Consider the following 13,442-nt stretch of genomic DNA (forward strand, 5'->3'; position numbering starts at 1 on the left):
ATACCTTATCTTCATGCTGTTTGTTTTTCATACCACAAAGATCAACACGCCCTAATTGGTGAACCATGACCAATATTATAAACCGAATACGGCGCGGAGCTATTGGCAGGCGTTCCAGCCTCTACACTCCAATCAGCATTTTTAGCTGGTACTACATCTGCAATGCGAACAACACCTTCAACAATATCATCTACATGGGTAAAATCACGCCACATATCGCCATTGTTATTAATGTCGATAGTGTCGCCATCAAGTATTTTTTTAGTAAAAATAAATGGCGCCATATCTGGGCGCCCCCACGAGCCGTACACTGTAAAAAAGCGCAGCCCTGTAGTGGGAATATCATATAAATGAGAATAGCTATGTGACATTAACTCATTGGCTTTTTTGGTTGCCGCATATAACGATACAGGATGATCAACAGGGTCAGACGTTTCAAATGGCACTTTAGTGTTTAAGCCATACACCGAGCTAGACGAGGCATAAATTAAATGCTTAACATTCGTTTGGCGACAACCCTCAAGAATATTCAGATGACCGACTAAGTTAGAATCAGCGTAAGCATGTGGGTTTTCAATTGAATAACGTACACCCGCTTGTGCCGCTAAATGAATTACACGGTCAAACTGCTCTTGCTCAAATAAATTAGCCATTGCTGGACGGTCTGCTAAATCAACCTTTTTGCACTCGAATTGCTCATGCTTTATACGATCAAGGCGTGCAAGTTTAAGGTTAACGTCATAGTAATCATTTAAGTTATCAATACCAACCACTTCATGACCAGCAGAGGTTAGTTTTTCTACAACCGCACTACCAATAAAGCCAGCTGCGCCTGTTACTAAATATTTCATTTTAAACCTTTTAAAAGAAGTTTTAAGCCCGTGTCCCGAAGCTCAAATCTCGTTACCTTTAATCTGTATTTTAATCACTACCAAATAAATCACGTGTATATACTTTATCTGCAACATCACTTAGCTCATCAACCATACGGTTAGAAATTACGACATCTGATATTTGCTTAAATTCATTTAAATCTTTAATTACACGGGAATGATAAAATTCATTCTCTTCAAGGACTGGTTCATAAACAACAACATCAATCCCTTTAGCTTTTATACGCTTCATAATTCCTTGAATAGATGAGGCTCTAAAGTTATCAGAACCAGACTTCATCACTAATCGGTATATACCAACTACTTTAGGGTCTCGTTTTAGGATAGAAGCTGCAATGAAATCTTTGCGTGTAGTATTAGCGTCAACAATTGCACCAATAATATTATTAGGTACGTCAGCATAATTTGCGCGTAGTTGTTTGGTATCTTTAGGTAAACAATAACCGCCATAGCCAAACGAAGGGTTGTTATAATGGTTACCTATACGGGGATCTAAACTAACACCTTGTATAATTTGCTTGCTACTTAACCCATGTGCCTCAGCATAACTGTCTAACTCATTAAAGTAAGCAACACGCATTGCTAAATATGTATTTGAAAATAATTTAATCGCTTCCGCCTCAGTAGAATCGGTAAAAAGCACTTCAATATCTTGTTTTATGGCGCCTTGTTTAAGTAAATTAGCAAACACTTCAGCACGCTCACTTTGCTCGCCAACAACAATTCGTGATGGGTGCAGATTATCGTACAAAGCTTTACCTTCACGTAAAAACTCTGGCGAGAATATTAAATTATCTACATTTAATTCTGTTTTAATATTTTGCGTAAAGCCAACTGGTACTGTCGATTTAATTACTAAAACAGCACTTGAATTATGCGCTGTAGCATCTTTAATAACGGCCTCAACCGAGCTGGTATTAAAAAAGTTATTTTCTACATCATAATCAGTAGGCGTGGCAATAATCACAAAGTCTGCATTTTTATATGCTACATTCATATCAGTAGTGGCAGTAAAATTTAAATCACTACGTTTTAAAAACTCACTAATTTCGGTATCTACTATTGGTGATTTTTTATTATTTAAAAGCGCTATTTTTTTTTCATCTATATCAAGCGCAACCACTTCGTTATGTTGCGCTAGTAACATAGCGTTCGAAATGCCAACATACCCTGTGCCTACTACGGCAATTTTCATTTAAATTCCTTAATATGAGTTTAGGTCTAGGCTCTAGGTTTGAGGTGCGAGGTTTTAGGCTCGAGGCTCGTAGCCCGCCGCCCGAAGCTCATAACCCGACGCTCGCACCTCGCACCTTAAAAAAATGCGCGGCATAAAGCCCCGCCTACAAAACATTCTTACCACAGAGTACACCGAGGCGCTTCGCGCTACACAGAGAAGACAAAGCAAATAAAACATGTTTTTAATCATTTTCTCTGTGTGCTCTGCCCCCTCTGTGGTAAATAAAATCTCTTCAAGATCTTTTTGCACAAAGAGAAGTGAATGAGGAGTAAATGAGAACATAAAACCATTAGCCCAACTGGTTAATTCGAAGCTCTAGGCTGGAGGCCTGAAGCTCGTCGCTCGTAGCTCGTTACCCGATGCCCGTCGCCCGTTACCCTTTAACCAACTCTTTCATATATTCAGTAAACTCATCACCCAAAGTTTCATGGCGCATGCTGTATTCTACAATTGCTTTTAAATAACCGAGTTTGTCGCCACAGTCGTGTGAGCGGCCGCTCATATGAAACGCTTCTACCGTTTCGCTTTCCATTAACGTATCAATCGCATCTGTTAGCTGTATTTCGCCACCAGCACCGACCATAAAATACTAAATATTAATTTGGAAGTAACTCTTCCCTGTACTCATGCTTCCTATAGAAGTATAGCTTACCGTTATCTCCTTCTAGCAATGCTTTTAAAATTGGAGCAGCCCCCTCTTCTATAGTCATAACATTAGGGTTATTAATAGTTAGACTTGAACGTAATTTAGTCTCAATTGCTCCTGGACAAAAAACATTAATATTATAACCATCTAGGTGAAGACCTTTAGATAATGTTACAACTCCAGCTTTAGCTGAGCAGTAAGAGGTCCAATCTTTATAATTATTAAAAGCAGCTGTGGACGCTATATTGAATAGCTGAACAGCAGCATTTTCTTTTATAGCCATTCTCGAAACTAAATAAGTTCCTATCAAGTTTACTTCGATATCCTTTATCCATAAACGAGGATCTGAATCAGCAATTAAGCTTGAGTATAGAGTTCCAGCAGCATTAATGACAACATCATATTTTTTATCTTTAAAGTACATTTCTACAGAGCTTGGTTCACTAACATTTAACTCCAGCCTATTTGGGGCATCAACTAGATAACCCAAGCGATTGAGCTCATCCGATAAAAAACTAGCTAAGTCCCCGTTACCACCTGTTATTAAAACTTTCATGACTTAGGCTCTGGAATTGGATGTACATCACTTGACTCAATAAGCTTCTTATATTCGTCATATATTTTTTTCTTTAAATTCGTCGAGCTAACTCCAGCCCCGTAAGGAAAATAAAAAACTTTAACACCTTGTTTTTTTAAGTAATCGTACTTCCCCTTCCAATCATCTCCAATAACAAAAACATCTATATTTAGGTTTTCAATTGTCTCATGATGATCTAAGGTGCGTTGCGGTATTACAACATCAGGGCCTTTAAGACCCTCAACAATAGCTATTCGCTCTTCAAATGGTACTGCAGGTGGTTTTTTATATGAGCATACGAGCTCGTCTGTACTCACACCCACTATTAAAGTGTCACCTAAACCTCTACCATAAGTAATCATTTTTAAATGATTACTGTGGAATAAATCAAACGTTCCCGAAACATATACAACTGTATTACTCATAAAATATCCTATTTTTTACTTTATCAACCCAATAAACTAATATTATCAACACTAAAATGTATAAACATGGTAAGGAATTAAAAAACGTTTAGAATAAAAATCCATAACATCAATTCTCTCTATAATGCCGCTTTGTAACGCTACAAATCACCAATGATACGAAAATTTCGGCTCTTAAATAAAGTTAACTCTTAAATGTCAACTCTGGTAAATTGAGTTTACGCCTAATAAAGTTGGTCACTGTAGAGTGATTTGCTAACAAAGCTAAGTAAATAACAAATAAGATTATAAACCCATAAAACATAATGTAATCTGGTAATAATAGTATTTCACCGACAATACCTATACCAGCAAACAATGATGCAGTTAAACAGATTAGTGTCAATGTTTGTAAAGATGAGCAACCTAAGCGCTGGCAAATATGGTGTAAATGATCGCGGTCGGGTTTAAAAGGTGATTTACCTTGTTTAACCCTACGTATCATTATTGAAACCATATCCATTAGTGGCACAGCAATAAGCCATAATGCAGTTACCGGGCGAATCATCGGGTTACCCTCAGCTTGGCTTGCACCAATTAGCAACCAAATAACGGTAAAACCAATCATCATGCTACCTGCGTCGCCCATAAATACTTTTCGTTTATGGCCTACTAGCCCTAAGTTCATTAAAATATATGGGATCATGCAAACAACGAGCAATAAACACAAATAACTTAAGCTTTGCTCACCAGAGAGAAACAACAATATACCCACGCTGCCAAATGTGACGATGGATAAACCACCTAACAAGCCGTCAATGCCATCAACCATGTTAAAGGCGTTAATGCAGCCTATTACCGCAAATATTGTGATCAAAGAACCAAACATTCCAAGCTCAATAACACCAAAGCCTAATAAGTTTCCTAAGCTATGCATCTCGGCATTAGCAAAATAAATCATCGCTATAGATATGAGCGCTTGTACTAACATACGTATTTTTACACTTAAATCAAAGCGGTCGTCCAATGCGCCAACAGCCGTTAAACCACATATACAAAGCATGTATAAATTGGCATGGTTAATCATACCTGGGTGTGAGTATATATAGTGTATAATAGTAATACATATAGAGATCCCACCAACAAGCGGGATATTACCTGAATGCAGCTTTCGCCCTGATGGTTTATCGAGTAGGCCTACTTTGCGCGCAACTTTACGCATTAAAAATAAAATTGCGAAGGCAATGAAGAAGGTAAAAAGTAGATCTAAAAACATCAGAGTTCCTGTCTGTTAACAATTAGTACAATTTATAGGCTATTTGCAGTTGTTACACTTTATTAAATTATTCGCACTACTTGTATAAATGTGGGGTAAATTATAGCTTATCCCAATGAGTTAACTAATTTATGAGTACTGCTCAGCTATCCAGTTTTGGTACGAGCCATCCATCACGCTCTGCCACCATTGCTCATTGTTCAAATACCAAGTAACGGTTTTTGCAATGCCTGTTTCAAAAGACTCTTTTGGTTGGTAGCTTAATTCGTTGTTAGTTTTAGTGGCATCAATAGCATAACGCCGATCATGCCCAAGTCTGTCTTTTACATAAGTAATAAGTGACTCTGTATTTTGTGCCATCGCTGCTTTTGCATTTGGAAAACGATTGGCCAGCTCTTTATTTTTCACAAATTCTTGTTCAACTAACTTTGATATTGTTTTTACTATATCAATATTGGCCCACTCATTATCACCACCAATATTATAGTTTTCACCAATTCTGCCTTTTTTTAATACTAAGTCGATACCATATGCATGGTCTTCAACGTATAGCCAATCACGTATTTGTTGGCCATCACCGTAAATAGGTAAGGCTTTATCATGCAAAATATTGGTAATCACTAACGGAATTAATTTTTCAGGAAAATGAAACGGACCATAGTTATTTGAACAATTACTTGTCGTTACATTTAAACCATAAGTATGATGATATGCACGTACTAAATGGTCACTTGCTGCCTTACTAGCAGAATAAGGTGAATTCGGTGCGTATGCCGTATCCTCTGTAAAAGCGGGGTCGGTAGGTGAAAGCGTGCCATACACTTCATCGGTAGATACATGATGGAAACGATGCCCTTCCAAAACCCTTTCTCCATCTAACCACACTTTTTTAGCGGCTTTAAGCAAGCTATAGGTACCGAGAATATTAGTTTCAATAAAAGCATCAGGCCCTGTAATCGAGCGGTCAACATGCGACTCTGCTGCAAAGTGAACTAAAGTATCAATACCGTGATCAATCAATAAGTTTTCAATTAACGCTTGATCGCAAATGTTACCGTGCACAAAAGTAAAGTTAGCTTCATTTTTAACACTGTCTAAATTAGCAATATTACCTGCGTAAGTTAGTGCATCAAGTACAACAACTTTGTCGGCTGTATATTTCTTCATCCAATAATGAACAAAGTTAGCGCCAATAAAACCAGCACCACCTGTAACTAATAATTTTTTCATAATAATTCTCTATATAAACACTACGTTCTAACGTTAAGTTAATGTGATAAAACTAAAACTTCTCAGCTTTTAAAGCAGTCATCATAGTGTGTAATTCTGCTTGCCAATGACTAAAGGTAAGTTCAGGCAAAGCATTCGTTAAACTACTTTTATCTAGCACGCTGTAATTCGGGCGTTTAGCAGGTGTTGGGTATTGTTCGGTAGTAATAGGTTTTATTGGTATTATTTTATCTAACAAGCCAAGTTCAAAACCAATACGTTGAATCGCAACAGCAAAATCAAACCAGCTCGCAACGCCAGTATCGGTGTAATGGTGAATACCAGTAACAGCATTTGCTAAGCTCGCCATACAAGCTTTTGCTAACCCTTTAGCATAAGTAGGTGAACCTATTTGATCACTAATAACACCAAGCTCAGGTTTAGTGCGCATTAAATGCAGCATAGTTTTTACAAAGTTATTACCGTGTGTTGAATACACCCAAGAGGTGCGAATAATACAGCTTCGCTCAGGGTAAAGCTTGGTGATTAACTGCTCGCCTTGGGCTTTGCTAGCACCATAAACTCCTAATGGATTTATTTCATCATCAGGTAAATATGGCACACCTTTATCACCATGAAAAACAAAGTCGGTAGATATATGCACAAAAGCCACTGCTAGCGTTTTACAGGCCTGTGCTAAATTACCTACTGCATTGGCATTAAGCGCATAGGCATTATCAACATCACTTTCAGCCTTATCAACTGCAGTATAGGCAGAAGCATTAATAACACCACCGGCTTTTTGCTGCTGTAAACATTCTGTTATTGCTGTAACGCTTTGCAGAGCAATATCATTGCGCCCTAAACAAACTATTTCATGTTCAGGGGGTATAAGCTGACTTAACTCCCAAGCCAATTGCCCCGACTTACCTATAACGATTATTTTCATAAAGTATGCATTCACTCAAACTTAGAGGCAAATGTTGGCGCATCTTTAAATAAAAGCCCAGCTTCATCTTTTGAAGCTAATAAAGGGGCTTTACCATCAACCAACGGCCACTGAATATTTAAGGCAGGATCGTTCCACAATAACGAAACTTCGTACTCTGGCGCGTAATAATCTGTACATTTATAAACAAACTCTGCCGAGTCACTCATCACATAAAAGCCATGCGCAAAACCCTCTGGCACCCATAACTGACGTTTATTTTCACCAGAAAGCACTACACCAACATGCTGGCCGTAAGTAGATGATGATTTGCGCATATCAACCGCAACATCATACACTTCGCCCGACGTAACACGTACTAACTTACCTTGAGTGTTTTGAGTTTGGTAATGTAAACCGCGAAGTATTCCGTGGCTAGATTTGCTGTGATTATCTTGCACGAAACTGCGCTCAGCACAATGTACAGTAAATTCATCAACGCGAAATGTTTCCATAAAAAAACCACGATCATCACCGAACACATTTGGTTCAATAATTTTAACGTCAGGTATAGCTGTATCAATATAATTCATTAAAATATACGCTCATCGATTAGTTTTAATAAATATTCACCATAGCCGCTCTTGCGCAGAGGCTGTGCTATTTCTCGCAGTTTATCCGCACTTAGCCAACCATTGCGGAAAGCAACCTCCTCAGGACAGTTAACTTTTAAGCCTTGGCGCTTATCAATAGTGGCAATAAATTGCGCTGCTGCGAGTAAATCGTCATGAGTACCCGTATCAAGCCAAGCTGTACCACGGCCCATAATTTCAACTTTTAACTCACCTGCTTTCAAATACTGATCAATAACTTCAGTGATTTCCAGTTCACCACGAGCCGATGGTTTAACATTTTTAGCAAATTCAACTACGCGCTCATCAAAAAAGTATAAACCTGGAACGGCGTAGTTAGACTTAGGCTCAACAGGTTTTTCTTCAATAGAAATAGCCATACCTGAGTCGTTAAACTCAACAACACCGTAAGATTTAGGATTGGAAACATGATAGCCAAATACAGTTCCGCCGCTTTGTTGTGCATTAGCATTTTTTAGTGACTTCACCAAGTCATGTCCATAAAACATGTTATCACCAAGCACCAATGCCGCAGGAGCGCCATCTAAAAACTCTTCAGCCAATATAAAAGCTTGCGCTAAACCATCAGGACTTGGTTGAACTTGATAAGATATCGACACACCGAAGTTTGAGCCATCACCTAAGAGCTCCTCAAAGCGATGAATTTCATTGGGTGTTGAAATAATCAGTATCTCTTGAATGCCAGCTTGCATTAGTGTAGCAAGCGGATAATAAACCATAGGCTTATCATAAACAGGCATAAGTTGCTTGCTAACAACTTTTGTCAGTGGGTAAAGACGTGTGCCACTTCCACCGGCTAATATAATTCCTTTATGCATTTTGTACCTTTCGAGTTTTTTAAGAATTGAAGCGTTAAAATAACAAACGTTCTAATCTTCTTTCTTATAGTAATGAGATGTTTCTTTTATCCCTTTTGTAAATAGCTTACGGATTAAGTTACGAACTTTAGCATCCCCTCTTAGTAAAATATCAACAATCTTTTGCTCTGGGCGACCTCGGAATGAAGTTACATGAAAGGAGTCTTCCGCATCTACTGGGTTAGTAGCAAAGTAATAGTTAGAAACACAGCAGCGTGTTCTATCTACTTTAATAGGAGACACTGAATGCCATGAGTTGTTATGAGTAGCCATCACAATTAAACGATTAAATTTACTTTCTAACGTAATAGAATTGCCCTTAACTCCATCAGGCCAGAGTTCTAAATTTCCTCCATTTTCAAGCTTCCAATCAGGTGATACATAATATAATAAATTAAATGCACGCCATAATTCTCGCTCTTTATCATGTGAGTTGTCTAGATGTGGGTTTAAATAATGGCCCTCCCCCATCAAGGATATGCCACCTGCATATAACTTATCATCTGGAAATAAATCATCTTTACCCACTATTTTGCTTATCAGAGCAACAACCTCAGGCATTTGAAAAGCATAGATAATTTCTTCTAATACGGGATCATACTGGTCCATTTGAGCCGCTATATATTTGTACTCTCTCAATGTCTTATTCAATGACATTGATTTTGGTTCAGGAAAAGCATTGTATATCGCAGCCGCTAAATCTTCTGGCAATAAATCATCAATATAAAAATGTTGTATTTTAGACATTGAAGAATAACTGTCTGTTAACTTATCCATGTGAAGTTGTAACTTTTTAACAATAAAGTTAGCAAGTTCCTTTCTTGTATAACTCATTTACTTCTCTCCTAATACTGACTTGTATGCCATAAGTGTTTGAGCAGCTGTTTTTTTCCAGGTGTAGTTATCTAACACGAATTCGCTCATCGCTTTTGGCTCCCGCGTGTTATTTATAACACGTTCAACAGCATGCTTTATTGTCTCAGGTTTACTCGGGTCACAATACTCTGCAAAAGCCCCAAAATACTCACTTGCAGATCCTCTATCTGTAGACACTATATTACATCCACAAGCAGCAGCCTCAAGCTGAGATAAGCCAGGGGTTTCTAACCAAGAAGGCAAAATATGCATAGAGTAACGGTTATAAATTGTTGCCAGCTCCGCATTATCAATGGCTCCCTTAAAAGAAATATTTTTAGGTTTGCTCTCTAATAACTTATCGTAATAAATACTATGATTCGGAGCTTTTGCACCAAATATATCAACCTCTAGTAATAGTTTAGACTTAATAATTGCATCAACATTTTTTCGAGGATCTAATCTTGCGACTGTAAGTGCTTTTTGATTCCTAGCTTGACCTTTTTGTAAATTAAAGATGCCACTATCTACAGCATTATGCACAACATGGTATTGCGCATTGGGTAATATTCTTGTTCTAATCAATTCACCTTCATTAACAGAGTTAGGTAGGAATAAGTCCACTTCTTCTAATGTCTTTTTAAAAGTTGATAACATATAACGGGTATAAGATAAAGCATTCCCCTCTCTGATACCTCGAACTGATTCTTTGAACTTTTCAACAGTAAATTCTGAAAAATGTTCATGTAAAAAGTTATGCAGCTGAGATTGTCGCCCCACTTTATTAAACTCACTAAAATCCCAATAAATACTTGAGTAAACAACTGGGACACTAGCCGCTTTTGCTTGCCATATAGCTAATGATCCCTCATATGAGCGCATCAGGTTAAAAACGTGGACTATATCATACTGTTTTACATTACGAGTAATTCCTAAATCAATATCCACTTCAATACCAAGTGCTTCAAGTTCACGTTTAGTATTTAGCATTTGTACAGTATCACCGCCGACTGAAGTAAACGCATCAAAACGGTTTTTAAATAAAACTTTCATTTATATTGACCTAAAATAGAAAATTGAAAGGGGGTGCTGCAATAAATAGCCGTATAAAGCTAACTTACTTTTTTAAAAGCAGGTATCTGAAGACGCTTTTTATATGCCAAAAAAAATGTTTAGAAATTATCTTCCTGTTAGCATGCTGAGCTTGATGTAGTGCTTTTACTTCTGGGTAGAAATATAAATTCACGCCCAAACTATGCTTTGCCCGCCAACAAATATCTAGATCCTCACAATACATAAAATAACGCTCGTCAAAACCATTTAGGCGCTTATAAACCGCAGCTTTTATGAGTAAAAATGAGCCGGCAGCCCAATCAACAGTAGTTCTTTCCTTAATGACAGACTTATCAAGTAACGTTGGGTTTACACCTAACAGTAGTGATTTAGCAAAGTCAATGAAGCCTGGAAAATTACGTACTGATGGGTCTGATTCGGTAAACTCACTATTTTTAAATAAATTAATAGCTACAAGTTCATCCCTACATTTGTATGCTTTATCTACAAGGTTTTGTAGCATATTGAAAGCAATAGCTACATCGGGATTTAAAACTAAAAAGTACCCACTTTCGTCTAAATAACCTTGTTTATAAGCATAATTAAATAAGATATTGTTATTTTCACCAAACCCTTTAGCAACACTGTTTTTTAGATAATCAATACCGTGCTGTTTACAATACTCCTCAAAACCTTCTTCACCAACATTATCAAGTATACCAACCTCTATATGATTTAATGATAAATGAGCTAAACACCCTAACTTTTTAATAATGTTAAAATGACCATGGGAAACAACACCAATGTACAACCCTTTCATAAAATATTACCCATTTAAACTTGGCTGCTTTTGCCTAATAATTATGTGTGAAACAATAAACATAAAGCTAAAGTAAACTGTTTTATTTAAGAATGCAGAGTTAACAAAAGAAGAAATATAAAATACAAATAAAAGTAATAAGATATACTTCAATGCTGTTATGTTATTGACCATAAGAACAGGAAAAGTTAATAGAAGAGAAAATAGAGTTAAACCTATCATTCCTAAGTCCAAGGCTATAATAAATAAAAGTCCATCTGTTATTACATTATTGGCATTATTATAACCTACACCATACCCTAATAAAAAATGAAAGGCGCTGCTTAATAATAATGTGACTACTGCTTTGTAATCCTTAGCGTGTTCTAAATTTGAGCCTTTAGCCAACTCATCACTTCCATCAAAGCGTGACCAAATAGCATTTATTAACTGAAAATCATCTTTGAAAGCAAACGATAAAACTATTAAAAGAAACAGAAAAGAAAATAAGGCAATTTTTTTATAAAAAGCCCTTCTTGATAGCATGAAATAGAAAATCAAAACGATTAACGCTAAAGCAATTCCAAGTCTTGAAAGAGTAAACAAAATAGCAGTAAACGAAGTCACTAAAAGGGTTTTATCAAATATTGAAAAGCAACCTATGCTTTCTTTTCTGTATAAAATAAACAAAATGCTTAAAATACAAAATACGGCAAATTCAATAGGATTGCCGACCGCGCCATTAGGTTTATAATAGACATTACCTCCAAGCCAAAAACTATCTAGGCGATATGGCTCTACTAAAGAAGGTACATACCGCAACTCCAATGGCAATAGCTCAGGTATAATAAACTGAGCCACCCCAAGTAAAATCAAAGTAAATGACAAAGCCTTAAATAACCCATCTAATTTATGACTATCAAATAAATTAAAAAACATGAAAACACAGAAACCAAAAACATATATAAAAAATGTTCTTCCTGTTGCAGAGGTTAGGTACTCGACATTAATAATGGTACACAACAAGATCATAATGTTATAGAAAAAAAATAAGAAGAAATAACTTTTAGGAATAAAAATTTTACGCTTAGGGGCAAAGATTATTATAGCAAATAAAAAGATACTAATAAGAAACAGTTGAGCGATGTTTGCACCAGCGATACCAATAAAGTAAAACTGGAAATTAAAGAACATTCCTTGTAAAACAATAAAAGTTATAAAGCTTACTTCAAAATGGGAGTTAAGAGAAAGTCTCATTTAATTCCTCAAACTATTAAATAAGCTTTTAAAAAAGGCCCTTTGTTGAGAAGTTCTAAATGATTTAAAATCAGACTTGACCGATGAAATATATAGCATAAAAATATACTTGTAATAACCCTTTAAAAAATACTTTTTCTTTATTTTTCTAGCATTTGTAAGCGAGTAATATAGAGCGTTTGCACTTCGTTCTGATGAATTAGGGGCTCTTTCAATAATAGTCTTTGTGGTAGAAATAGATCGGTAGCCTAGTTGCTTATAACGCATAGAAAGATCAACCTCCTCCCAATACATGAAGAAACTTGCATCAAATAAACCATATCTACCCACAACTGTACGTTTAACATACAAACACGACCCTGCGGCATAATCCGTTTGAACAATATCTTTCTCCGTTTTTTTATAGTTATTTATAAAACCCTTTAATTGAATAAAATCGTATAAGTGAGAGCCATTGGTATCAAGCGTTCTACACATTACTAAAGCTACTTTTTTTTCAGCTGCCGCACTTTGTAGCTCTGCTAACGTATTTTTACTAACAGTAACATCAGGATTAATTATAACTAGGTCACCCTCAAGATTATTTTTTTTAAGATAATCATACCCTGCGTTATTTCCCCCTGCATACCCTAAGTTTTTTTTGTTAATGACTATATGAAACTCTATAGCTGGAAATTGCATTGGAATAGCTAACAACTCAGCTTCATCTGCAGTAGCATTATGTATTAAAACGATACGAAAATCTGCTTCTTGTGAATAACTAATTGACTCAACTAAAGTATTCACTTCTGTGGCACT

13 protein-coding genes and 2 pseudogenes are annotated in these 13,442 nt (G+C 36.5%); all 15 read right to left on the reverse strand.

The window, feature by feature from the left end; translation table 11 throughout:
• Positions 1 to 53: 53 nt before the first annotated feature.
• Positions 54 to 851: pseudogene (locus QMA00_RS17615) on the reverse strand (SDR family NAD(P)-dependent oxidoreductase); the annotation flags it as partial.
• 70 nt (positions 852 to 921) lie between these two features.
• Positions 922 to 2,088, reverse strand: a complete 1,167-nt coding sequence (locus QMA00_RS17620; RefSeq protein ID WP_290158254.1) for a nucleotide sugar dehydrogenase — start codon at positions 2,086 to 2,088, stop codon at positions 922 to 924.
• Positions 2,089 to 2,503: 415 nt separating this feature from the next.
• Positions 2,504 to 2,710, reverse strand: a pseudogene (locus QMA00_RS17625) (UTP--glucose-1-phosphate uridylyltransferase); the annotation flags it as partial.
• 16 nt (positions 2,711 to 2,726) lie between these two features.
• Positions 2,727 to 3,332, reverse strand: a complete 606-nt coding sequence (locus QMA00_RS17630) for an SDR family oxidoreductase (protein ID WP_064662390.1) — start codon at positions 3,330 to 3,332, stop codon at positions 2,727 to 2,729.
• Entirely contained in the window at positions 3,329 to 3,778 is a 450-nt protein-coding gene (locus QMA00_RS17635) for an adenylyltransferase/cytidyltransferase family protein (protein WP_064662389.1), read from the reverse strand. Before QMA00_RS17635 ends, QMA00_RS17630 begins: the two co-directional genes overlap by 4 nt.
• Positions 3,779 to 3,962: 184 nt before the next feature.
• A complete protein-coding gene (wecA, locus tag QMA00_RS17640) occupies positions 3,963 to 5,033 on the reverse strand; it encodes a UDP-N-acetylglucosamine--undecaprenyl-phosphate N-acetylglucosaminephosphotransferase (RefSeq protein WP_290158258.1) in 1,071 nt (356 codons plus the stop codon).
• 129 nt (positions 5,034 to 5,162) lie between these two features.
• On the reverse strand, positions 5,163 to 6,263 hold the full coding sequence (rfbB, locus tag QMA00_RS17645; protein ID WP_290158260.1) for a dTDP-glucose 4,6-dehydratase: 1,101 nt from the start codon (positions 6,261 to 6,263) through the stop codon (positions 5,163 to 5,165).
• 52 nt (positions 6,264 to 6,315) lie between these two features.
• Complete coding sequence (gene rfbD, locus QMA00_RS17650; RefSeq protein WP_290158262.1) at positions 6,316 to 7,191, reverse strand: dTDP-4-dehydrorhamnose reductase; 876 nt, start codon at positions 7,189 to 7,191, stop codon at positions 6,316 to 6,318.
• A gap of 11 nt (positions 7,192 to 7,202) precedes the next feature.
• Complete coding sequence (gene rfbC / locus QMA00_RS17655) at positions 7,203 to 7,763, reverse strand: dTDP-4-dehydrorhamnose 3,5-epimerase (RefSeq protein ID WP_290158264.1); 561 nt, start codon at positions 7,761 to 7,763, stop codon at positions 7,203 to 7,205.
• Positions 7,763 to 8,641, reverse strand: coding sequence for a glucose-1-phosphate thymidylyltransferase RfbA (gene rfbA / locus QMA00_RS17660; RefSeq protein ID WP_290158266.1), 879 nt, complete (start codon positions 8,639 to 8,641; stop codon positions 7,763 to 7,765). Before rfbA ends, rfbC begins: the two co-directional genes overlap by 1 nt.
• A 51-nt stretch (positions 8,642 to 8,692) precedes the next feature.
• The gene (locus tag QMA00_RS17665; protein ID WP_290158268.1) at positions 8,693 to 9,514 is read right to left on the reverse strand and encodes a 2OG-Fe(II) oxygenase; all 822 of its coding nucleotides are present in this window, start codon (positions 9,512 to 9,514) and stop codon (positions 8,693 to 8,695) included.
• Positions 9,515 to 10,588 carry a glycosyltransferase family 4 protein gene (locus tag QMA00_RS17670; protein ID WP_064662382.1) on the reverse strand — a complete coding sequence of 358 codons (1,074 nt, stop codon included), beginning with the start codon at positions 10,586 to 10,588 and terminating at the stop codon, positions 9,515 to 9,517.
• Between the two features lie 64 nt (positions 10,589 to 10,652).
• A complete protein-coding gene (locus tag QMA00_RS17675; protein WP_290158271.1) occupies positions 10,653 to 11,408 on the reverse strand; it encodes a glycosyltransferase family 2 protein in 756 nt (251 codons plus the stop codon).
• 6 nt (positions 11,409 to 11,414) lie between these two features.
• Positions 11,415 to 12,644 (reverse strand): hypothetical protein, encoded by a 1,230-nt coding sequence (locus QMA00_RS17680; RefSeq protein WP_290158273.1) that lies wholly within the window; start codon positions 12,642 to 12,644, stop codon positions 11,415 to 11,417.
• On the reverse strand, positions 12,645 to 13,442 hold a 798-nt coding region (locus QMA00_RS17685; RefSeq protein ID WP_290158274.1), incomplete at its 5' end, for a glycosyltransferase.

This window comes from Pseudoalteromonas sp. APC 3694, from assembly GCF_030407565.1.
Lineage (GTDB): Bacteria > Pseudomonadota > Gammaproteobacteria > Enterobacterales > Alteromonadaceae > Pseudoalteromonas > Pseudoalteromonas tetraodonis.